The sequence below is a fragment of the Agrobacterium sp. LR_9 genome, from assembly GCF_041954855.1.
Taxonomy (GTDB): domain Bacteria; phylum Pseudomonadota; class Alphaproteobacteria; order Rhizobiales; family Rhizobiaceae; genus Agrobacterium; species Agrobacterium leguminum.
In genome coordinates this window covers 146,978-167,857 of the sequence record NZ_JAVAYA010000002.1, presented here as the reverse complement: position 1 = coordinate 167,857, position 20,880 = coordinate 146,978, and the positions used below count along the sequence as shown (strand labels likewise).

Sequence of the window (20,880 nt, the reverse complement as noted above, 5' to 3'; positions counted from 1 at the left end):
TATGCCTGTCACTGGGTGGTTACATCGTCATCGGCTGGCGATGGCGGCTATCCGGTTCAGCGCCGCGACCTGACGGTCGGCATTGTTGTCCATCGGATTTTCGTCACGGTCCGAGGCGGGCACGACGACATTTGCCGAATTGACATGGATGACGGTCCGGTTGCGCCCGGCCTTCTTGGCGGCATAGAGCGCGCGGTCGGCTTCCGTCATCATCGTGTTGAGGTCGGCATCCTTGATCATGGCTTCCGATATGCCGACGCTGGTGGTCACCTCGATGGCTTCACCGCGCGAACTGATCTTCGAAAGGCGCAGATTGCTGCGGATGGCTTCCGCAAGCGTCGCCGTGCTGGAAGGGCTTTCGACTTCGGCAACCAGCGCGAATTCCTCGCCTCCCATCCTGACGAAAAGGCCGCGATCGCCGATTGCGCGCTGGGCGATATTGCAGAAATGCACGAGGACCGCATCGCCGGACTGGTGGCCGTATCTGTCGTTGATCTTCTTGAAATGGTCGATATCGAACAGCACCAGCGCCACGTAACGGCTGGAGGCCGGCGACCTTTTCTTGATACGCTCGAACTCCTCCAGCAGGCCGCGCCGGTTGAGAACGCCAGTCAGATGATCGGTCATGGCGAGGCGATGGAGGCGGCTTTCCGTATCCTCCATGATGATCTTGGCGCTGATCATGATGATGGCCGTGAAGCCGAGCATGCCGGAGAGGGCAAGCGCCGATGTCATGGGAATGGCGTTGGGGATGGCGGCATTGACGGGGATGACGATGGATGCGACGAACGCCCCGGCAAAAGCCTGCAGGATCAGGATCGCGGCCAGAACCCGGCGGCTGCGTGAGGCGCGCGCCTTGCTGGCCAGAAGGACGCCGGCGAGCATGAAATAACCGGTAGCCGCACTGGCGTGATAAAGCAGGATGCGGGCCACCATGTTTTCACGCACGGGCGGCAGGAACATTCCGGCGATCCACAGGAGAGCCGGAATGGCGACCCAGCCGCCGATTTTCCGCTGTTCGAAGCACAGCAGGCCCGCAAGCCAGAAACCGAAGGCGGAAAGTGCGAGCGTATTGCCGACCTGGATGGACAGAAAACTGGAAATATCCCCGCGAAACGCCACCATGACAGCGCCGAAGCCCGTGGCGAGGAAACCGGCGGCGAAAAAGAGATTATGCCGGCGGGAAGGGCGGTGCAGCCACAGCGTTCCCAAAAGCACGGCAAGGGTGAACGTTTCCGCCGCCCACAGTAGCGTGCTCGTCTTTGCATCCAGCATTGCAAAATCCTATCTGCGCCATAATGCGATAAAAGCGGGCTCTTTCGCACGAGGTGCGTTATGCCCGCTGGAATTGTTGAGCTGCCATTTCGCCCGGTGGGCCCATTCCCCAAAGGGAACCGGAAATTCGCTGGCCAGTATCGGCAGCAAATACTAACGAGTTCTTGCCGGTGAGAAGTTATATCTGTGCATGGCGGGCGATTTTTGCCGTCGTCGCCTGCCATAGTAAAAAAATGGTGGCAGCGGGGGAAGGAGGTCCCGCTGGCGCCGCCCGGACCGAAAGCCCTGTCAACCTCGGCCCGAAAGGCCTGCAAACGCTGTTGAGCCGTTAAGGATATGCGGCTTCGTGTCTTGAAGTACGGGGCAGGGACACTCTATGTAGGGAGTATGAAGGTTAGAAGTGATTCCGGAGCGGTTTTTCGCGAAGGGCAGAGTTTGACAAAGGACGGACATGAAAAATCCAGTTGATACCGCCATGGCTCTGGTGCCGATGGTCGTTGAGCAGACCAATCGCGGCGAACGCTCCTACGACATATTTTCCCGTCTTCTCAAGGAACGCATCATTTTCCTCACCGGCCCGGTGGAAGACCAGATGGCTTCGCTCGTCTGCGCGCAGCTGCTGTTCCTCGAGGCTGAAAACCCGAAGAAGGAAATCGCGCTCTACATCAATTCGCCGGGTGGCGTTGTGACCGCCGGCATGGCGATCTACGATACGATGCAGTTCATCCGCCCTGCGGTCTCCACGCTCTGCGTCGGCCAGGCTGCCTCCATGGGCTCGCTGCTTCTGGCTGCCGGTGAAAAGGGAATGCGTTTCGCAACCCCGAACGCCCGCATCATGGTGCACCAGCCTTCCGGCGGTTTCCAGGGGCAGGCATCGGACATCGAGCGCCACGCCCGCGACATCATCAAGATGAAGCGCCGCCTCAATGAAGTCTACGTGAAGCACACGGGCCGTACGCTCGAAGAGGTTGAAAAAACCCTCGATCGCGACCACTTCATGGATGCAGACGAGGCGAAGGACTGGGGCGTGATCGACAAGATCCTGACCTCGCGCCAGGAAATCGAAGGCGCCGCCGCGAATTGAGGCGCGCCGCTTTTTGACGTTTGTTTGAACCCGCAAAAGTAATTTCGGGGCTTTCAACCGCAACAGAAAGCGATATTAGTATATATAAAGGCTATGTTGAATTTTTATGACGTGGCCTTTGGTTTGATGGGGAATTCGTTGCAGCCGGTTGTCAGCTCATGTATCTGATACCGGTTAGTACCCCGGGAAACGAGGCGGATACGGCGATGCACCCCAAGGGCTGCCGTATCGGCGGGCGGTAAGTTGACCGCGATCCGTTTGGCGGACCTGCGGCGTGCTGGAAGGAAAGTGATATGAGCAAAGTCAGCGGCAGCAACGGCGGCGACTCTAAGAATACACTCTATTGTTCATTCTGCGGCAAGAGCCAGCACGAAGTCCGGAAACTCATTGCCGGACCGACGGTATTCATCTGCGATGAATGCGTCGAATTGTGCATGGACATCATCCGCGAGGAGAACAAGACGTCGATGGTGAAGTCTCGCGAGGGTGTTCCCACCCCGCAGGACATCATCAAGATCCTCGACGAATACGTCATCGGCCAGAAGCAGGCGAAGAAGATCCTGTCTGTTGCTGTTCACAACCACTACAAGCGCCTCGCGCACGCCTCCAAGAATGGCGATGTCGAGCTTGCGAAGTCGAACATCATGCTCGTCGGTCCGACGGGCTGCGGCAAGACCTATCTTGCCCAGACGCTCGCCCGCATCATCGACGTTCCCTTCACCATGGCGGATGCAACGACACTGACTGAAGCCGGTTATGTCGGCGAGGACGTGGAAAACATCATCCTGAAGCTGTTGCAGGCTGCGGATTACAATGTCGAGCGCGCTCAGCGCGGCATCGTCTATATCGACGAAGTCGACAAGATTTCCCGCAAGTCGGACAACCCCTCCATCACGCGCGACGTGTCGGGCGAGGGCGTTCAGCAGGCGCTTCTGAAGATCATGGAAGGCACGGTCGCTTCCGTTCCGCCGCAGGGCGGCCGCAAGCATCCGCAGCAGGAATTCCTGCAGGTGGATACGACCAACATCCTGTTCATCTGCGGCGGCGCGTTTGCCGGCCTCGACAAGATCATCTCGGCCCGTGGTGAAAAGACCTCGATCGGCTTCGGTGCGACCGTCAAGGCGGAAGACGATCGCCGCGTCGGCGAGGTGCTGCGCGAGCTAGAGCCCGAAGATCTGGTGAAGTTCGGTCTCATCCCGGAATTCATCGGCCGTCTGCCGGTTCTTGCCACGCTGGAAGACCTCGACGAGGATGCGCTGATCCAGATCCTGTCCGAGCCGAAGAACGCGCTGGTCAAGCAGTATCAGCGCCTGTTCGAGATGGAAGATGTGGAACTGACCTTCCACGAGGACGCGCTGCGCGAAATCGCCCGCAAGGCGATCACCCGCAAGACCGGCGCCCGCGGCCTGCGCTCGATCATGGAAAAAATTCTTCTGGACACCATGTTCGAACTGCCGACGCTGGAAGGCGTGCGCGAAGTGGTCATTTCCGACGAGGTCGTCAGCGGCCTTGCACGTCCGCTCTACATCTATGCGGACCGTCAGGAAGAAAAGACCAACGTTTCGGCCTGATCGGCCGGTCCGGTGCTTCGATGAAGTCAGAAGGCCCGCCTCCGTGCGGGCCTTTTCTGTTGTCGCCGGGTGTGAAACTTGCGCCTAACTTGGCGAAGCCCGATTTTGCGTTTGGAGCGGATTGCGCTTTGCTGATAAAGTCTTACAACTGATTTGCAGCGCGATATGACGGAAATGTGAATTTCGTTGGCGACCCGGTTCCTGAGCCCTCAAGGATAACCGGAAATGTCGGTAGTATTAGCCGGCGCTGGGTTTTGTTGAATTTCACGGTCCTGCCGTCGCGTAAGGCCGTCTGTTCCGGCGACTTGAAATCGGTGTTTCGAAACTCCACTTTCAGTCTCGAGAAATGAATGTGCCGGATGCCCCAAGCTGTCCGGCAAAGTGTCCCGAAAGGGACCATGGAAAGGAAATGATATGACGAACATCACGTCTGCGGCATCTGGCGGTACCTATCCGGTACTTCCCCTGCGCGACATTGTCGTTTTCCCGCATATGATCGTTCCCCTGTTCGTCGGGCGGGAAAAATCCATCCGTGCGCTCGAGGAAGTCATGGGGTCGGACAAGCAGATCATGCTTGTTACCCAGATCAACGCCAGCGATGACGATCCGGCCCCGGAGGCCATCCACAAGGTCGGCACGGTCGCCAATGTCCTGCAGCTTCTGAAGCTTCCCGACGGTACCGTGAAGGTGCTGGTGGAAGGCAAGGGCCGCGCCCAGATCGACAGCTACACCGGCCGTGAAGACTTCTATGAAGCCACTGCGACGCCGTTGCAGGAGCCTGCCGAAGATCCGGTCGAGATCGAGGCTTTGTCGCGTTCGGTCGTGTCTGAATTCGAGAGCTATGTGAAGCTCAACAAGAAGATTTCGCCCGAGGTTGTCGGCGCTGCCGGCCAGATCGACGATTATTCGAAGCTTGCCGATACGGTCGCTTCGCACCTGTCGATCAAGATTACCGAAAAGCAGGAAATGCTGGAAACCGTCAGCGTGAAGCAGCGGCTTGAAAAGGCGCTCGGCTTCATGGAAGGCGAAATTTCCGTGCTTCAGGTTGAAAAGCGCATCCGCTCGCGCGTCAAGCGCCAGATGGAGAAGACACAGCGCGAATATTACCTGAACGAACAGATGAAGGCGATCCAGAAGGAGCTCGGCGACGGCGAGGACGGCCGTGACGAGATGGCCGAGCTGGAAGAGCGCATCGCCAAGACCAAGCTTTCCAAGGAGGCCAAGGAAAAGGCCGAAGCGGAAATGAAGAAGCTGCGCCAGATGAGCCCGATGTCTGCGGAAGCGACCGTCGTGCGCAACTATCTGGACTGGCTGCTTGGTCTGCCCTGGGGCAAGAAGTCCAAGATCAAGGCGGACCTCAACAATGCCGAGAAGATCCTGGATCAGGACCACTTCGGTCTGGACAAGGTCAAGGAGCGTATCGTCGAATATCTGGCCGTGCAGGCCCGTGCGACGAAAATCCGCGGTCCGATCCTCTGCCTCGTCGGCCCGCCCGGCGTCGGCAAGACCTCGCTCGCCAAGTCGATCGCCAAGGCGACCGGCCGCGAATATGTGCGCATGGCGCTGGGTGGCGTTCGTGACGAGGCGGAAATCCGCGGTCACCGCCGTACCTATATCGGCTCCATGCCGGGCAAGATCGTCCAGTCGATGAAGAAGGCCAAGAAGGCGAACCCGCTCTTCCTGCTCGACGAAATCGACAAGATGGGCATGGATTTCCGTGGCGATCCGTCGTCGGCTCTGCTCGAGGTGCTCGATCCGGAACAGAACTCCACCTTCATGGACCATTACCTTGAAGTGGAATACGACCTGTCCGACGTGATGTTCGTGACCACGGCCAACACGCTGAACATTCCCGGCCCGCTGATGGACCGCATGGAAGTGATCCGCATTGCCGGTTACACGGAAGACGAAAAGCGCGAAATCGCCAAGCGTCACCTGTTGCCTAAGGCGATCAAGGAACATGCCCTGCGTCCGGAAGAGTTCTCGGTTACCGATGACGCCCTGATGGTCGTCATCCAGCAGTACACCCGCGAGGCGGGCGTGCGCAGCTTCGAACGCGAGCTGATGAAGCTGGCGCGCAAGGCTGTCACCGAGATCATCAAGGGCAAGGTCAAGTCCGTTGAGGTTACCGCAGCAAACGTTCCGGATTATCTGGGCGTTCCGCGGTTCCGCCACGGCGAGGCCGAGCGCGAGGATCAGGTCGGTGTCGTCACGGGTCTGGCCTGGACGGAAGTTGGTGGTGAGCTGCTCACCATCGAAGGCGTGATGATGCCGGGCAAGGGCCGTATGACGGTGACCGGCAACCTCAAGGAAGTGATGAAGGAATCCATTTCGGCGGCGGCATCCTATGTCCGTTCGCGCGCCGTGGACTTCGGCATCGAGCCGCCCCGCTTCGACAAGAGCGACATCCACGTGCACGTTCCGGAAGGTGCGACCCCGAAAGACGGACCGTCCGCCGGCGTTGCCATGGCGACCGCCATCGTCTCCATCATGACCGGTATCCCGGTCTCGAAGGATGTGGCGATGACGGGTGAGATCACGCTTCGCGGTCGCGTGCTGCCGATCGGCGGCCTGAAGGAAAAGCTGCTTGCGGCCCTTCGCGGCGGCATCAAGAAGGTGCTGATCCCGGAAGAAAACGCCAAGGATCTGGCGGAAATTCCGGACAATGTGAAGAACGAGATGGAAATCATCCCGGTGTCGCGCATGGGCGAGGTCATCAAGCACGCCCTTATCCGCCAGCCGGAGCCCATCGAGTGGGACGGCAGCATCGAGACGCCGGTGATCGCAACCGTCGAAGGCGTCGACGACGGCAGCCAGACCATCGCGCATTGATGCATGCATCGTCGCGAGGGGCGGGAATCGCCTTTCGCGACGGCTGATGCATAGATTCAATGTGTTAGGTGTCGGAAGGCGCATGTGGCGTAAAGCTGCGCACAAGTGATGCGAATTTGGCACGAATATGTGGAAGGCCGGCAGAAATGTCGGCCTTTTTTGTGAAAAAAAACGCAGACCCCTTGTTTTTCAGGCGATTCCAGCGCTTTTGGGTTGCTGCGCGCGGATGCGAACGTATTCTGCGCCGGCTTAATTTGAGTCGTTTCAAACCATTGAAAGGGGTGGAAACATGAACAAGAACGAGCTCGTCTCTGCTGTTGCCGAAAAGGCTGGTCTCACGAAGGCAGATGCTGCTTCCGCTGTTGATGCTGTATTCGAAACTGTACAGAGCGAACTGAAGAACGGTGGCGACATTCGCCTGGCCGGCTTCGGCAGCTTCTCCGTCAGCCGTCGTGAAGCCTCCAAGGGCCGTAACCCTTCCACGGGTGCTGAAGTCGATATCCCGGCTCGCAACGTACCGAAGTTTTCCGCAGGCAAGGGCCTGAAGGACGCCGTCAACTCGTAAGGTTTCCAGAAAGCCGCAACGCCCGGCGGCGGGCGGGCAGCTTTTCAGGTTCACGAGGAAACATGTTTTGACGCCCTGACGCCGTCACATCGCCGCCAAAAGCGGGCGGTGTTTCGAAAAGCTCTTTTCGGACAGGCCGGGTTCTCCCGGTCAAGATGTGAATGAAAGCAGGGAAGCGCCTGTGTAGCTTCCATCCGGACACACGGCGTTTTTCGACGCGGAATGTGGGCATAAACACGAAAGCCCGGCCTTCCAGGCCGGGCTTTTTGATTCAGCGGTCAGGAAGTGTCATGCCACTGTCATGTCTGTAACGCAGAAGCCTTGGGGTATTTTTGGACCCAAGGGGGATTAAAATGGCGTTCCGATTTTCTCAAATGGCTTTGACCGCCGCGCTGCTCACGTCCGCAGCCATTCCGGCCGCGGCCGAGCCGGTTTTCAACCGCATCGCATCTTTCCCGGTGGCGAAAAACCTTCCCGCGGACAAGGACGCCAAATCCGTCACCTCGGCTGAAATCATTACCGCCAGCGAAGACGGCAAGACGCTGATCTATTCGGACAGCCCGCTTGGCGGCATCGGTTTCATCGACATCACCGACGCCAAGGCTCCCAAGGCCGGCGGCGCGCTGCTGCTCGAAGGCGAGCCAACGTCCGTTGCCGTTGCCGGTCTCAAGGTGCTGGCCGGCGTCAACACGTCGGAAAATCGCGCCAAGCCGTCCGGCAAGCTGGTGACGGTCGATATTGCTACCAAGAAGATCGAAGCAAGCTGCGATCTCGGCGGCCAGCCCGATTCCGTCGCCGTTTCCCCGGACAAGACCTTCGCCGCCATCGCCATCGAAAACGAGCGCGATGAAGAGGTAAACGAAGGTGCCCTGCCGCAGATGCCAGCCGGTTATCTGGTGACTGTCGGCCTGAAAGACGGCGTTGCCGATTGCGCGACGCTGAAGAAGATCGAACTCACCGGCCTTGCCGAAATTTCCCCTGAGGATCCGGAACCGGAATTCGTGTCGATCAACGCCAATGGCGAGATCGCGCTGACTCTTCAGGAAAACAATCATATCGTCATTCTCGACGGCAAGACCGGTACGGTGAAGACGCATTTCTCCGCCGGCAAGGTCGATCTTGAAGGCATCGATACGAAGACCGATGGCCAGTTGAAGTTCACCGAGAAGCAGGAAGGCCGCAAGCGTGAGCCGGACGCCGTGAAGTGGCTGGACAATGACCGTATCGTCATCGCCAATGAGGGCGACTGGCAGGGTGGTTCGCGCGGCTTTACCATCTTCGACAAGACCGGCAAGCTCGTCTATGAATCCGGCTCCTCGCTCGAACACGCGGTTGCGGCCATCGGCCACTATCCGGAAAAGCGCTCCAAGGCAAAGGGCATCGAGCCGGAAGGTCTGGAAGCTGCGACCTTCGGCGACCAGAAATATTTCTTCGTGCTGTCGGAGCGCGCCTCTGTCGTCGCTGTATACAAGGACACCGGCAAGGAGCCGGAACTGACGCAGCTCCTGCCTTCGGGCGTTTCGCCGGAAGGCGCTGTCGCCATCCCGTCGCGCAACCTCCTTGCCACGGCCAATGAGGTCGATCTGATCGAAGACGGCGGCGTGCGCTCGCATGTCATGCTCTATGAACGCGGTGAAGGTGAAGCAGCCTATCCGCAGCTGGTTTCCGCCACCGTCGATGGTGCACCGATCGGCTGGGGCGCTCTTTCGGGTCTGGTCGGCGATGCCGAAAAGCCCGGCATTCTCTATGCCGTGTCCGACTCGGTCTATGGCAACCAGCCGTCGATCTTCACCATCGATGCGACGAAAAAGCCCGCCACCATCACTAGCGTCCTGCGCGTCAAGCGTGACGGTATTGCCGCTCAGAAGCTCGACATCGAAGGCATCACGCTGGACGGCAAAGGCGGTTTCTGGCTGGCTTCTGAAGGCGACAGCGCCAAGCTCGTTCCGCACGCGCTCTATAACGTCAACGCCAAGGGCGAGATCAAGGCTGAGATCGCATTGCCGAAGGAACTTCTCGCCGGCGACACCCGCTTCGGTTTCGAAGGCGTGACGATGATCGGCAAGGGCGACGACGCGACGCTGTGGATGGCTGTGCAGCGTGAATGGGGCACGGACGAAAAGGGCTTCGTCAAGCTGGTCTCCTACAATCCGAAATCCAAGGAGTGGGGCGCCGTCCGTTACCCGCTCGACAAGACCGAGGCAGGCTGGGTCGGCCTCTCCGAAATCGCCGCGCAGGGCGACTATGTCTATATCGTCGAGCGCGACAACCAGATCGGCGACAAGGCAAAGATAAAGAAGCTCTACCGTGTTGCGATCGCGGACCTGAAGCCTGGCAAGATCGGCGGCGACCTGCCGCTGGTGGCCAAGCAGGAAGCCCATGACTTCCTGCCTGACCTCAAGGCCCAGACCAACGGTTATGTCGTCGACAAGCTGGAAGGCTTCACCTTCGACAAGGCGGGAACGGCCTATGCCGTGACCGACAATGACGGCGTGGACGATTCTTCCGGCGAAACGCTGTTCTTCACCGTCAATATGAAGGCGATCAACTGATCGAGCCGATTGGCACCGCAAATGAGAAAAGCCGGGCTATGCCCGGCTTTTCTGCATGGTGAGGGGCCGCTTGGCCGGATTTCCCGATCTTGCACGATGCCTGACGACGCAAGCCGTTAAAATCGGCATTGCCGCTTCGATATCGGATTGTGAAGGATTCGTCCGGAGCCATCCGGGAAAATGCTGCGGATCGATCGTAACGGATCACCGCCCCATGGAATTCTTGCTTTTGGGAGTATCTTGTTTTTCCGAGTCCTGCTGGACCCAGCGGAAAAAAATATAAACAGGCAGCGCAATAAGCGCGAGTGTTACAAACGCGTCGATCGACATGGTTTCATCCATCAGTTCAACCGTTCATCATGAAACGGTGCGCAAACAATGCCTGAAATCTCTTTAGAAAGTCTGAATCTTCCTTATTTTCCGGTATGTTGCGGGGTGATACAGGGGGTGGTCAAGTTGTCGGATTTTGGAACAGCAGTGCCGATTTGGCATGGCGCAACTGGAGAAAAGCGATTCCAGCGGTTGGGAATCATGACGACGCTCTACCGACCGTAGTGAGGGCAGGGGGGATAATTCCGAATACTCGAGGGCTTATCGCATAGCGAAAGCAAACACGAACGATCTCGGTTCAGGGGTGATATTTAAATCTTCTGGAAAAATGGTGGGCGATGAGAGACTCGAACTCCCGACATCCTCGGTGTAAACGAGGCGCTCTACCAACTGAGCTAATCGCCCTTCGCGTCTTGCGGATCATGTCCGCCGCGTCGGTGGCCGTGATGTATGCGGATCGGAAAAAAACCGCAAGGGCTTTTGTGAAGTTTTTTTGTTTTTTTGCCGAGAAAATTTTCCGTCGCCGGGGGACGGGGGCAAAAAGCCGGGAACTGCGGGCTTTTTTCCCGAAACAGGACCCGAGGACGCCGTGATGGTCATGTGGAAATCCCGCTACGGAAGCCTCCGGCTGTGGACAAGTTTTTTGTTTTCGTTGGGAAAAGCCCGAAAAACAGGGCGTTTGCCGCAATCGCGTTCCAAGGCCTTTCGGTTTTTCCTGATCAAAATGAAGAAGCTTATTCTTTTGTCGTGAAACCTGCTTGACACCCCCGCACGAACGCCGTAGTTAGCCGCTCATCGAACAGCCGAGGCTGGTTCGAGCGGCGGGACTGGTTCCTGTCGTCAGGAGATGCGGGTGTAGCTCAGTCGGTTAGAGTGCCGGCCTGTCACGCCGGAGGTCGCGGGTTCGAGCCCCGTCACTCGCGCCATCCTGTCCCTCGGAAAACGCAGATGAATGTCTGTGGTGCGCGGGTGTAGCTCAGTCGGTTAGAGTGCCGGCCTGTCACGCCGGAGGTCGCGGGTTCGAGCCCCGTCACTCGCGCCATTTCTCTCTCCTGAAATGTCTCCTCAAAAACAGATCGACACGCGATTTGCGCGCTCGTCTATTGACGATTCCAGCGCCTGATTCCGGGCTTTTTAAACGCGATTTTTCCTGCATTTTTTAGTCAAGTTTCGATTCCCAAATATCGTCACTTCACCGCCATCCCGACGTAAAATTCGTGTGACTTTTTTGCGGTTGCGTCGTTCAATCGATTATTATTGTATTTGAGTGGCTTAGGCCGGAATTGTGGCCCAAATTTGCGTCAATTCCGGCAATATTGTTGCCAATCAATGCGGCAGGTGTCTTGAAATGGTGCCTAAACTCTTGCAGAGAGAGCGCGGCTGCGCTAACGACTTTGGCGTTGCAACATATTGTCCGCTCTTTGAGACTTAAGGTCACAAAGGCAGGCCCGGCACCCGGCCGGGCAGGGAAGAGACCATGACTGAACTCCTCAGTTCCTACATTCCGATCGCAATATTCATCGGTATCGCTCTCGTCATCGGCCTGGCGCTTCTCATTGCGCCGTTCGCTGTCGCTTACAAGGCGCCGGACCCGGAAAAGCTTTCTGCTTTCGAGTGCGGTTTCAACGCCTTCGACGATGCCCGCATGAAATTCGATATCCGCTTTTATCTCGTGTCGATCCTGTTCATCATCTTCGACCTGGAAGTCGCCTTCCTGTTCCCCTGGGCGGTGTCTTTCGGCGAGATGGGCTGGTTCGGTTTCTGGTCGATGATGGTGTTCCTTCTCGTTCTCACCATCGGCTTTATTTATGAGTGGAAGAAGGGAGCGCTGGAATGGGCATGAGCCAGAACAACACCACGCTCGTTGCGCCGCAGCCGAAGGGGATCATCGATCCCTCCACCGGCAAGCCGGTTGGCAGCAACGATGCCTACTTCACGGAAATCAATGACGAGCTGGCCGACAAGGGTTTTCTCGTCACCTCGACCGACGAGCTGATCACCTGGGCACGCACCGGCTCCCTGATGTGGATGCAGTTCGGCCTTGCCTGCTGCGCCGTCGAAGGCCTGATGCAGGCGTCCGGCCCGCGTTATGACATGGAGCGCTTCGGCGTCGCCCCGCGCGCCTCACCGCGCCAGTCGGACGTGATGATCGTCGCCGGCACGCTGACCAACAAGATGGCGCCCGCTCTGCGCAAGGTCTATGACCAGATGCCTGAGCCGCGTTACGTCATCTCCATGGGCTCCTGTGCCAATGGCGGCGGTTATTACCATTATTCCTACGCCGTGGTGCGCGGCTGCGACCGCGTCGTGCCGGTGGATATCTACGTTCCGGGCTGTCCCCCCACGGCGGAGGCGCTGCTTTACGGCGTGCTTCTGCTGCAGAAGAAGATTCGTCGTACCGGTACGATCGAGCGCTAAGGGCAAAGGACGGATTAAGAATGAGCGAAGCTCTCAACGATCTTGCTGCTTACGTTAAGGAAGCGCGTGGTTCCCTCGTGGTGTCGGCTGATATCGCCTATGGCGAGCTGACGCTGAACACGACGCCTGAAAGCGTGATCGCGCTTTTGACCTTCCTGCGTGACGACGTGCAGTGCGGTTTCGTCAACATCATCGATATTTGCGGTGTCGACTGGCCGCAGCGCGAGAAGCGTTTCGATGTCGTCTATCACCTGTTGTCGCCGCGCCAGAACCTGCGCGTACGCGTCAAGCTGCAGGTGGCGGAAGACGAGGGCGTACCGTCTTCGACCTCGGTTTATATGGGTGCCGAATGGTTCGAGCGCGAAGCCTGGGACATGTATGGCATTCCGTTCGAAGGCCATAAGGATCTCCGCCGCATCCTCACGGACTACGGTTTCGAAGGCCATCCGCTGCGCAAGGATTTTCCGGTTACCGGCTTTGTGGAAGTGCGTTACGATGACGTGCTGAAACGGGTTCTTTATGAACCGGTTGAACTGAAACAGGAATTCCGCAACTTCGATTTCCTCTCCCCCTGGGAAGGAACCGAATATGTTCTCCCGGGTGACGAAAAGGCCAAGCAATGAGCCAAGCCCCCCCGACAGAGCATGGACAATGTCTTTGCGGCGCCGTCGGCCTCAATGCCGTCATCGGTGCCCGCGAATTCGGCGTTTGCCATTGCTCCATGTGCCGCCGCTGGTCCGGCGGTGCCTTTCTGGCTGTCGAATGCGCTGATATCTCCGTTGAGAACGAAGAGAACCTCGGCGTCTATTCCTCGTCGGAATGGGGTGAGCGCTGCTTCTGCAAGAATTGCGGCAGCACGCTGATGTGGCGCTCGAAGGACGGCAAGCATTTCGCCGTTTCGTTGCAGGCTTTCGATAACCCTTCCAGTTTCAAGTTCGCGTCGCAGATTTTCACGGATGAGAAGCCTTCGAGCTATTCTTTCGCGGAAACCACGCAGAACATGACCGGCCCCGAATTCATCGCCATGATCACCTCGGCGGAGCACTAGAATGACTGAGCATAACGTCCGCAATTTCACGATCAACTTCGGTCCGGAACATCCGTCCGCGCACGGCGTGCTGCGTCTGGTTCTGGAACTGGATGGCGAAATCGTCGAGCGCGTCGATCCGCATATCGGTCTCCTGCATCGCGGCACCGAAAAGCTGATCGAGACCAAGACCTATCTGCAGGCCGTTCCTTATTTCGACCGCCTCGACTACGTCGCACCGATGAACCAGGAACACGCTTTCGCGCTCGCCGTCGAAAAGCTGCTCGGTCTCGAAATCCCGATGCGCGGTCAGTTGATCCGCGTCCTGTATTCGGAAATCGGCCGCATCCTGTCGCACATCATGAACGTGACGACGCAGGCCATGGACGTCGGCGCTATGACGCCGCCGGTCTGGGGCTTCGAAGAACGCGAAAAGCTGATGGTGTTCTATGAGCGCGCCTGCGGCGCCCGCATGCACTCGGCTTACGTCCGTCCGGGCGGCGTGCATCAGGACCTGCCGCCGGAACTGGTGGATGATATCGGCAAGTGGTGCGATCCGTTCCTCACCGTTCTCGACAATATCGAGGGCCTTTTGACCGACAACCGCATCTACAAGCAGCGTAACGTCGATATCGGCGTCGTCTCGCTTGAAGACGCCTTCGCCTGGGGTTTCACGGGCGTGATGGTGCGCGGCTCGGGCGCTGCCTGGGATTTGCGCCGCGCGCAGCCCTATGAGTGCTATTCCGATCTCGAATTCGACATTCCCGTCGGCAAGAACGGCGATTGCTATGATCGTTACCTGATCCGCATGCAGGAAATGCGCGAATCCGTAAAGATCATGAAGCAGTGCGTCGACCTTCTCTCCGGCAAGCATCGCATCGGCCCGGTCTCGTCGCTAGACGGCAAGGTAGTTCCGCCGAAGCGTGGCGAGATGAAGCGTTCGATGGAAGCGCTGATCCACCACTTCAAGCTCTACACCGAAGGTTACCACGTTCCCGCCGGCGAAGTTTACGCCGCCGTCGAAGCGCCGAAGGGCGAGTTCGGCGTTTACGTGGTCGCAGACGGTTCGAACAAGCCCTATCGCTGCAAGATCCGCGCGCCGGGCTACGCACACCTGCAGGCCATGGATTTCCTGTGCAAGGGCCATCAGCTTGCTGACGTTACAGCCGTGCTCGGCTCCCTCGACATCGTGTTCGGGGAGGTCGACCGCTGATGCGTCTGCCGCTGGCCATACCGGCTTTTCTCGCTGCGATGTCTGCCTCCGCTCTCGCCCAGACGGCGACGGACGTGGGCGGCATATCGCTGTCGAGCGGCGGCTCTTCGACCATCAAGCAGCTTCTGTCGTCGGGATACGAGATCAAGGCCTCGGTTCCCAATGGCAGCAAGTTCATCGTGTTCATGCAGAAAGACAAGGCGGCTTACGCCTGCGAATTCGTCACGGTGGCGAGATCGCGTTGTGAGACGTTAAACTGAAAAGGCGTGAGGAAGTATGTCCGTTCGTCGACTAGCCGAAGATCAGTTCCAGCCCGTGGCGTTTGCCTTCAATGCGGAAAATACCGCATGGGCTGAAAAGACGATCAAGAAATATCCCGAGGGACGCCAGCAATCGGCGGTCATCCCGCTGCTCATGCGTGCGCAGGAGCAGGACGGCTGGGTTACCCGCGCCGCCATCGAGAAAATCGCCGACATGCTGGATATGGCCTATATCCGCGTCATGGAAGTGGCGACCTTCTATACCCAGTTCCAGCTGAAGCCGGTCGGCACGCGCGCCCATGTTCAGGTTTGCGGCACCACGCCCTGCATGCTGCGCGGCTCGGAAGCGCTGATGGATGTCTGCCGCAAGAAGATCCACCACGATCCGCTGCACACCAATGAGAGCGGCACGCTCTCCTGGGAAGAAGTGGAATGTCAGGGCGCCTGCGTCAACGCGCCGATGGTCATCATCTTCAAGGACGCCTATGAGGACCTGACGCCCGAGCGTCTGGAAGAGATCATCGATACGTTCGAGGCAGGCAAGGGCGACACCGTCAAGACCGGCCCGCAGATCGACCGTCACCAGTCGGTCCCGGTCGGCGGCCTGACGACGCTGACGGAAGAGATCAAGCCGGATCGCTCCAATCTCGACAAGCCGGCCGAAGTGGCTGCGGACGCCGCACCGGTTCCGCCCTCCAACGCCGCCAAGCCGAAGACGGATGCGCCTGAAACCGATCCGAAGCTGAAGACGCCGGTGACCGCGCCGAAGGCTGCCGAAGCCAATGTGAAGACCGCCGAAAAGGAAGCTTCGGGATCTGCGAAGCCGTCGCTCGATTCCAAGGATCGTCCGGCAGGCATCGAAAAGCCCGCAACGCCCGACGACCTGAAGCTGATTTCCGGCGTAGGCCCCAAGATTGAGGGTACGCTGAACGAGCTCGGCATCTTCACCTATGCGCAGATCGCCGGCTGGAAGCAGGCCGAATGCGACTGGGTCGATGGATATCTGAATTTCAAGGGCCGTATCGGCCGTGATGACTGGGTCAAGCAGGCCGAGGCGCTCGCCAAGGGTGGCGAAGCCGAGTATATCAGGGTCTTCGGCAAGAAGCCGCGGTAAGAGGTGAAGCATGTTAAAAGATCAGGATCGCATCTTTACCAATCTCTACGGCCTCAAGGACAAGTCCCTGAAGGGCGTGAGAGCGCGCGGCCATTGGGACGGCACCAAACAGATCATCGAAAAGGGCCGTGACTGGATCATCAACGAGATGAAAGCTTCCGGCCTTCGCGGTCGCGGCGGCGCTGGCTTCCCGACGGGTCTCAAATGGTCCTTCATGCCGAAGGAAAATGACGGCCGCCCCCATTACCTCGTCGTCAACGCCGACGAATCCGAGCCCGGCACCTGCAAGGACCGCGAAATCCTGCGCAACGATCCGCATACGCTGATTGAAGGCTGCGTGATCGCCGGTTTCGCCATGGGCGCGCATACCGCTTATATCTACGTTCGCGGCGAATACATGCGTGAGCGTGAGGCGCTGCAGGCAGCCATCGATGAGTGCTACGATGCCGGCCTGCTCGGCAAGAACAACAAGAACGGCTGGGATTTCGACATCTACGTCCACCACGGCGCGGGTGCCTATATCTGCGGCGAAGAGACGGCTCTGCTCGAAAGCCTTGAAGGCAAGAAGGGCCAGCCGCGCCTGAAGCCGCCGTTCCCGGCCAATATGGGCCTCTATGGCTGCCCGACGACCGTCAACAACGTCGAATCCATCGCCGTTGCGCCGACCATCCTGCGCCGTGGCGCGGCATGGTTCTCGTCCATCGGCCGTCCGAACAATGTCGGCACCAAGCTGTTCATGGTCTCCGGCCATGTCGAGCGTCCGTGCACCTTCGAAGATGCGCTGGGCCTGTCCTTCCGCGAGCTGATCGAACACCATTGCGGCGGCATTCGCGGCGGCTGGGACAATCTGCTCGGCGTCATCCCCGGCGGCGCATCCTGCCCCATCGTTCGCGGTGAGGACATGAAGGACGCCATCATGGATTTCGACGGCATGCGCGAAGTGAAATCCTCCTTCGGCACCGGCGGCATGATCGTCATGGACAAGTCCACCGACGTCATCAAGGCGATTGCCCGCATCGCGGCCTTCTTCAAGCATGAAAGCTGCGGTCAGTGCACGCCGTGCCGTGAAGGCACGGGCTGGATGTGGCGCGTGCTGGAACGCATGGTCAAGGGCAATGCCCAGAAGCGCGAAATCGACATGCTGTTTGAAGTGACGAAGCAGATCGAAGGCCACACCATCTGTGCGCTCGGCGACGCCGCCGCATGGCCGGTACAGGCGCTGATCCGCAATTTCCGTCCGGAAATCGAAAAGCGCATCGACCAATATACCTACAGGGCCATGGATGATGGCGCTGTTCTGGAAGCCGCTGAATAAGCATTAAGGCTTCAGGCGGAGCCGGAGTTTTCCGGCCTCGCGACACCATGAAGCGTCTGGCAGACGATACGAGTGCCGGGCGTGATTAAGGATTTGTTGCGGACCGTGTGAGACATGGGACGAACAGGCAACAGGACGTAAGTAGAACCATGGCAAAGCTCAAGGTTGACGGTAAAGAGATCGAGGTTCCGGATCATTTCACGCTGTTGCAGGCGTGCGAGGAGGCTGGCGCCGAAGTTCCGCGCTTTTGTTTTCATGAGCGCTTGTCGGTCGCGGGTAACTGCCGCATGTGTCTCATCGAGGTGAAGGGCGGACCGCCCAAGCCCGCCGCTTCCTGCGCCATGGGCGTTCGCGACGTTCGCGGCGGCCCGAACGGCGAATTGCCGGAAATCTTCACCAACACGCCAATGGTCAAGAAGGCCCGCGAAGGCGTGATGGAATTCCTGCTCATCAACCACCCGCTGGATTGCCCGATCTGCGACCAGGGCGGCGAATGTGACCTGCAGGACCAGGCCATGGCCTTCGGTATCGCCGGTTCGCGTTATGCGGAAAACAAGCGTGCGGTTGAAGACAAGTACATCGGACCGCTCGTCAAGACGGTCATGAACCGCTGCATCCACTGCACGCGCTGCGTCCGTTTCACCACGGAAGTGGCCGGCATTGCCGAACTCGGTCTCATCGGCCGCGGCGAAGATGCGGAAATCACCACCTATCTCGAGCAGGCCATGACCTCGGAGCTGCAGGGCAACGTCGTTGACCTCTGCCCGGTCGGCGCGCTCACCTCCAAGCCTTTCGCCTTCACCGCCCGCCCGTGGGAACTGAACAAGACCGAAACCATCGACGTGATGGACGCGCTCGGTTCGGCCATCCGCGTCGATACTCGCGGCCGCGAAGTCATGCGCGTCATGCCGCGCGTCAACGAGGCGATCAACGAAGAGTGGATTTCCGACAAGAGCCGCTTTATCTGGGACGGCCTGAAGACTCAGCGCCTCGACCGGCCTTACGTCCGCAAGGATGGTCGCCTTCAGCCCGCCACCTGGGGTGAAGCCTTCGGTGCCATCAAGCAGGCGGTTGCCGCAACAACCGGCAACAAGATCGGCGCGGTTGCCGGCGATCTGGCCTCCGTCGAAGAAATGTTCGCGCTGAAGTCGCTTCTCTCTTCGCTCGGTTCGGCCAATGTCGATTGCCGTCAGGATGGTGCAGCGCTTGATCCTTCGCTCGGTCGCGCCAGCTACATCTTCAATTCCACCATTGAAGGCATCGAGCAGGCCGACGCCCTGCTGATCGTCGGTTCCAACCCGCGCTACGAAGCGGCCGTGCTCAATGCCCGCATCCGCAAGCGCTGGCGTCGCGGCGGTTTCCCGATCGGCGTAATCGGCGAAGCTGGCGAACTGCGCTACAATTACGAATATCTCGGTTCCGGCGCTGAAACGCTGTCCGATCTGGCCAATGGCTCGCACAGCTTCATCGACAAGCTGAAATCTGCCAAGAACCCGCTGATCATCATCGGCCAAGGCGCTCTGGCGCGCGCCGATGGTGCAGCCGTGCTGGCTGCCGCCGCCAAGCTCGCTACCTCGGTAGGTGCTGTCACCGAAGAGTGGAACGGATTCTCTGTCCTGCACACCGCCGCTTCCCGCGTCGGCGGTCTCGACATCGGCTTCGTGCCGGGCGAGGGCGGTGTTGCCGCCGCTGACATGGTCGCCTCCATGGACGTTCTCTTCCTGCTCGGCGCCGATGAACTCGACCTGTCGAACAAGGGCGCCAAGTTCACCGTCTATATCGGCAGCCATGGCGACCAGGGCGCGATGAATGCCGACGTCATCCTTCCGGGTGCGGCCTATACCGAAAAATCCGGTATCTGGGTCAACACCGAAGGCCGCGTGCAGGTGGGCAACCGCGCCGGTTTCGCACCGGGCGAAGCCCGCGAAGACTGGGCGATCCTGCGTGCGTTGTCCGATGTTCTCGGCAAGAAGCTGCCGTTCGATTCGCTGTCGGCGCTCCGCGGCCAGCTCTATGTAGCGCATCCGCATCTGGCGGAAACGGACGAGATCGTCGCCGGCAACGGCAAAGATATCGAAGCGCTGGCTGGCAAAAGCGGCTCGCTCAACAAGTCGGCGTTTGCCTCGCCGGTTAAAGACTTTTATTTGACGAACCCGATTGCGCGCGCATCCGCCGTCATGGCCGAGTGCTCCGCATTGGCCCGCAACAATTTCCAGGCTGCGGCAGAGTAAGGGTAGGGGATTTATGGAACAGTTTTTCTGGAGCTACGTCTGGCCCGCGCTGATCATGGTCGGCCAGTCCCTGCTGCTTCTCGTTTGCCTTCTGGTGTCCATCGCGTTCCTGCTGCTTGCCGACCGCAAGGTCTGGGCGGCGGTACAGCTGCGCCGTGGTCCGAACGTCGTTGGTCCCTTCGGTCTCTTCCAGTCCTTCGCCGACCTTCTGAAGTTCATTCTGAAGGAGCCTGTCATTCCGGCCGGCGCCAACAAGGCCGTTTTCCTTCTGGCGCCGCTGGTAGCGGTGACGCTGGCGCTCGCCACCTATGCCGTGATTCCCTTCAATGAAGGCTGGGTTGTCGCCAATATCAATGTCGGCATTCTCTATATCTTCGCGATTTCTTCGCTTGAAGTATACGGCATCATCATGGGCGGCTGGGCTTCGAACTCGAAGTACCCGTTCCTCGGCGCGCTGCGTTCTGCCGCGCAGATGGTGTCCTACGAAGTGTCGATCGGCCTCGTCATCGTCACCGTTCTGCTCTGCGTCGGTTCGCTCAACCTGACGGACATCGTTCTGGCCCAGAAGACCGGCCTCGGCACCATGCTCGGCCTGCCGGCCTCGTTCCTCGACTGGCACTGGCTGTCGCTCTTCCCGATGTTCATCGTGTTCTTCATTTCGGGCCTTGCCGAAACCAACCGTCCGCCCTTCGACCTTCCGGAAGCGGAATCGGAACTGGTCGCCGGTCACATGGTCGAATACGGCTCCACGCCTTACATGATGTTCATGCTCGGCGAATATGCTGCGATCGTCCTGATCTGCTGCCTGACGACGATCCTGTTCATGGGCGGCTGGCTGCCGATCGTGGATGTGTGGTTCCTGAACTGGGTTCCGGGCATTGTCTGGTTCGCATTGAAGGGCTGCATGGTCTTCTTCATGATCGCGCTGACCAAGGCTTTCGTTCCGCGTTACCGTTATGACCAGCTCATGCGTCTCGGCTGGAAGGTGTTCCTGCCGCTGTCGCTCGCCATGGTCGTTATTGTTGCATTCGTATTGAAGCTGACGGGGTGGGCCGGTTGATGTCCGTACTCCTCGCTCAGAAATCTGGAGACT

The 20,880-nt window shown here is 59.0% G+C and carries 17 protein-coding genes and 3 tRNA genes; 17 read left to right on the top strand and 3 right to left on the bottom strand.

Annotated elements, in window-relative coordinates; all coding sequences use genetic code 11:
• Positions 1-27: 27 nt before the first annotated feature.
• Positions 28-1,275 carry a diguanylate cyclase gene (locus tag RAC79_RS03190; protein WP_065653992.1) on the bottom strand — a complete coding sequence of 416 codons (1,248 nt, stop codon included), beginning with the start codon at positions 1,273-1,275 and terminating at the stop codon, positions 28-30.
• A 451-nt stretch (positions 1,276-1,726) separates the two neighbouring features.
• Here RAC79_RS03190 and clpP point away from each other — a divergent pair, with 451 nt between their 5' ends.
• From clpP to RAC79_RS03165, 5 genes are all read left to right on the top strand, one after another.
• On the top strand, positions 1,727-2,359 hold the full coding sequence (clpP, locus tag RAC79_RS03185; RefSeq protein ID WP_003521529.1) for an ATP-dependent Clp endopeptidase proteolytic subunit ClpP: 633 nt from the start codon (positions 1,727-1,729) through the stop codon (positions 2,357-2,359).
• 293 nt (positions 2,360-2,652) lie between these two features.
• Positions 2,653-3,930: an ATP-dependent Clp protease ATP-binding subunit ClpX gene (gene clpX, locus RAC79_RS03180; protein WP_059752638.1), complete on the top strand. Its 1,278-nt coding sequence runs from the start codon at positions 2,653-2,655 to the stop codon at positions 3,928-3,930.
• Between the two features lie 414 nt (positions 3,931-4,344).
• Positions 4,345-6,762, top strand: a complete 2,418-nt coding sequence (gene lon, locus RAC79_RS03175) for an endopeptidase La (RefSeq protein ID WP_078054020.1) — start codon at positions 4,345-4,347, stop codon at positions 6,760-6,762.
• 289 nt (positions 6,763-7,051) lie between these two features.
• Positions 7,052-7,327 carry a DNA-binding protein HupB gene (gene hupB, locus RAC79_RS03170; RefSeq protein WP_003502360.1) on the top strand — a complete coding sequence of 92 codons (276 nt, stop codon included), beginning with the start codon at positions 7,052-7,054 and terminating at the stop codon, positions 7,325-7,327.
• Between the two features lie 353 nt (positions 7,328-7,680).
• Positions 7,681-9,879 (top strand): esterase-like activity of phytase family protein, encoded by a 2,199-nt coding sequence (locus RAC79_RS03165; protein ID WP_142844877.1) that lies wholly within the window; start codon positions 7,681-7,683, stop codon positions 9,877-9,879.
• Between the two features lie 204 nt (positions 9,880-10,083).
• On the opposite strand, the gene RAC79_RS03160 is transcribed toward RAC79_RS03165, so the two are convergent.
• Together RAC79_RS03160 and RAC79_RS03155 are read right to left on the bottom strand one after the other, a co-directional pair.
• The gene (locus RAC79_RS03160; protein ID WP_003502364.1) at positions 10,084-10,221 is read right to left on the bottom strand and encodes a hypothetical protein; all 138 of its coding nucleotides are present in this window, start codon (positions 10,219-10,221) and stop codon (positions 10,084-10,086) included.
• 317 nt (positions 10,222-10,538) lie between these two features.
• Positions 10,539-10,614 (bottom strand) — tRNA-Val (locus tag RAC79_RS03155).
• A 444-nt stretch (positions 10,615-11,058) separates the two neighbouring features.
• On the opposite strand from RAC79_RS03155, the gene RAC79_RS03150 reads away from it, so the two are divergent.
• The 12 genes from RAC79_RS03150 (at position 11,059) to nuoH (ending at position 20,847) form a co-directional block, all read left to right on the top strand.
• A tRNA-Asp gene (locus tag RAC79_RS03150) sits at positions 11,059-11,135 on the top strand.
• A gap of 39 nt (positions 11,136-11,174) precedes the next feature.
• Positions 11,175-11,251: transfer RNA gene (locus RAC79_RS03145), tRNA-Asp, on the top strand.
• Between the two features lie 435 nt (positions 11,252-11,686).
• Complete coding sequence (locus tag RAC79_RS03140) at positions 11,687-12,052, top strand: NADH-quinone oxidoreductase subunit A (protein ID WP_003496469.1); 366 nt, start codon at positions 11,687-11,689, stop codon at positions 12,050-12,052.
• Positions 12,043-12,627: an NADH-quinone oxidoreductase subunit B family protein gene (locus tag RAC79_RS03135; RefSeq protein WP_003521524.1), complete on the top strand. Its 585-nt coding sequence runs from the start codon at positions 12,043-12,045 to the stop codon at positions 12,625-12,627. Before RAC79_RS03140 ends, RAC79_RS03135 begins: the two co-directional genes overlap by 10 nt.
• Before the next feature lie 20 nt (positions 12,628-12,647).
• Positions 12,648-13,250: an NADH-quinone oxidoreductase subunit C gene (locus RAC79_RS03130; RefSeq protein ID WP_003496465.1), complete on the top strand. Its 603-nt coding sequence runs from the start codon at positions 12,648-12,650 to the stop codon at positions 13,248-13,250.
• Positions 13,247-13,675 carry a GFA family protein gene (locus RAC79_RS03125; RefSeq protein WP_174039074.1) on the top strand — a complete coding sequence of 143 codons (429 nt, stop codon included), beginning with the start codon at positions 13,247-13,249 and terminating at the stop codon, positions 13,673-13,675. Before RAC79_RS03130 ends, RAC79_RS03125 begins: the two co-directional genes overlap by 4 nt.
• A 1-nt stretch (position 13,676) precedes the next feature.
• Positions 13,677-14,867 carry an NADH-quinone oxidoreductase subunit D gene (locus RAC79_RS03120; protein WP_003496461.1) on the top strand — a complete coding sequence of 397 codons (1,191 nt, stop codon included), beginning with the start codon at positions 13,677-13,679 and terminating at the stop codon, positions 14,865-14,867.
• Positions 14,867-15,127 carry a hypothetical protein gene (locus tag RAC79_RS03115; protein ID WP_142844879.1) on the top strand — a complete coding sequence of 87 codons (261 nt, stop codon included), beginning with the start codon at positions 14,867-14,869 and terminating at the stop codon, positions 15,125-15,127. Before RAC79_RS03120 ends, RAC79_RS03115 begins: the two co-directional genes overlap by 1 nt.
• A gap of 16 nt (positions 15,128-15,143) precedes the next feature.
• Positions 15,144-16,241, top strand: a complete 1,098-nt coding sequence (locus tag RAC79_RS03110) for an NADH-quinone oxidoreductase subunit E (protein WP_078054017.1) — start codon at positions 15,144-15,146, stop codon at positions 16,239-16,241.
• Positions 16,242-16,251: 10 nt separating this feature from the next.
• The gene (gene nuoF / locus RAC79_RS03105; RefSeq protein WP_020012329.1) at positions 16,252-17,556 is read left to right on the top strand and encodes an NADH-quinone oxidoreductase subunit NuoF; all 1,305 of its coding nucleotides are present in this window, start codon (positions 16,252-16,254) and stop codon (positions 17,554-17,556) included.
• A 149-nt stretch (positions 17,557-17,705) separates the two neighbouring features.
• Positions 17,706-19,787: an NADH-quinone oxidoreductase subunit NuoG gene (gene nuoG / locus RAC79_RS03100; RefSeq protein WP_142844880.1), complete on the top strand. Its 2,082-nt coding sequence runs from the start codon at positions 17,706-17,708 to the stop codon at positions 19,785-19,787.
• 13 nt (positions 19,788-19,800) lie between these two features.
• Complete coding sequence (nuoH, locus tag RAC79_RS03095; RefSeq protein ID WP_003521518.1) at positions 19,801-20,847, top strand: NADH-quinone oxidoreductase subunit NuoH; 1,047 nt, start codon at positions 19,801-19,803, stop codon at positions 20,845-20,847.
• Positions 20,848-20,880 lie beyond the last annotated feature (33 nt).

Coding starts and splice junctions, on each gene's coding strand:
- RAC79_RS03190 (WP_065653992.1), bottom strand. CDS start 1,275: ATGCTGGATGCAAAGACGAGCACGCTACTGTGGGCGGCGGAAACGTTC.
- clpP (WP_003521529.1), top strand. CDS start 1,727: ATGAAAAATCCAGTTGATACCGCCATGGCTCTGGTGCCGATGGTCGTT.
- clpX (WP_059752638.1), top strand. CDS start 2,653: ATGAGCAAAGTCAGCGGCAGCAACGGCGGCGACTCTAAGAATACACTC.
- lon (WP_078054020.1), top strand. CDS start 4,345: ATGACGAACATCACGTCTGCGGCATCTGGCGGTACCTATCCGGTACTT.
- hupB (WP_003502360.1), top strand. CDS start 7,052: ATGAACAAGAACGAGCTCGTCTCTGCTGTTGCCGAAAAGGCTGGTCTC.
- RAC79_RS03165 (WP_142844877.1), top strand. CDS start 7,681: ATGGCGTTCCGATTTTCTCAAATGGCTTTGACCGCCGCGCTGCTCACG.
- RAC79_RS03160 (WP_003502364.1), bottom strand. CDS start 10,221: ATGGATGAAACCATGTCGATCGACGCGTTTGTAACACTCGCGCTTATT.
- RAC79_RS03140 (WP_003496469.1), top strand. CDS start 11,687: ATGACTGAACTCCTCAGTTCCTACATTCCGATCGCAATATTCATCGGT.
- RAC79_RS03135 (WP_003521524.1), top strand. CDS start 12,043: ATGGGCATGAGCCAGAACAACACCACGCTCGTTGCGCCGCAGCCGAAG.
- RAC79_RS03130 (WP_003496465.1), top strand. CDS start 12,648: ATGAGCGAAGCTCTCAACGATCTTGCTGCTTACGTTAAGGAAGCGCGT.
- RAC79_RS03125 (WP_174039074.1), top strand. CDS start 13,247: ATGAGCCAAGCCCCCCCGACAGAGCATGGACAATGTCTTTGCGGCGCC.
- RAC79_RS03120 (WP_003496461.1), top strand. CDS start 13,677: ATGACTGAGCATAACGTCCGCAATTTCACGATCAACTTCGGTCCGGAA.
- RAC79_RS03115 (WP_142844879.1), top strand. CDS start 14,867: ATGCGTCTGCCGCTGGCCATACCGGCTTTTCTCGCTGCGATGTCTGCC.
- RAC79_RS03110 (WP_078054017.1), top strand. CDS start 15,144: ATGTCCGTTCGTCGACTAGCCGAAGATCAGTTCCAGCCCGTGGCGTTT.
- nuoF (WP_020012329.1), top strand. CDS start 16,252: ATGTTAAAAGATCAGGATCGCATCTTTACCAATCTCTACGGCCTCAAG.
- nuoG (WP_142844880.1), top strand. CDS start 17,706: ATGGCAAAGCTCAAGGTTGACGGTAAAGAGATCGAGGTTCCGGATCAT.
- nuoH (WP_003521518.1), top strand. CDS start 19,801: ATGGAACAGTTTTTCTGGAGCTACGTCTGGCCCGCGCTGATCATGGTC.